This window comes from Pseudomonas rossensis, assembly GCF_039888995.1.
Taxonomy (GTDB): domain Bacteria; phylum Pseudomonadota; class Gammaproteobacteria; order Pseudomonadales; family Pseudomonadaceae; genus Aquipseudomonas; species Aquipseudomonas rossensis.
This window is the reverse complement of record NZ_JBBWCB010000428.1, coordinates 1-225: the sequence shown is the minus strand read 5'-3', so window position 1 is coordinate 225 and position 225 is coordinate 1. Positions and strand designations below refer to the sequence as shown.

At 58.7% G+C, this 225-nt stretch carries 1 protein-coding gene; it reads right to left on the bottom strand.

The genetic code is table 11. The features are described 5' to 3' along the window. On the bottom strand, positions 1-225 hold a 225-nt coding region (locus tag WLY71_RS31160; RefSeq protein ID WP_347806622.1), incomplete at both ends, for a hypothetical protein.

The window sequence follows — 225 nt, the reverse complement described above, 5'->3', positions numbered from 1 at the left end:
ACGCGGCAGAGATCAGTTCACCTCGCGTCTCAGGGCCCCTGTAGCCGATGCTGATAAGGGTGTCGAGCTGAAACACGGTATACACCTCGCGAGATGCCCCGTCGTCTCCTGTGAACGTGGCTCCAAAGCGCTGCTGGTTCGAGGTGCCGTTATTCGGCAGGGGCACATACATGTGAGGTTGAACCTGATTAATGGCCCAGCGGATGAGGTCGTTGCGATTGGCGC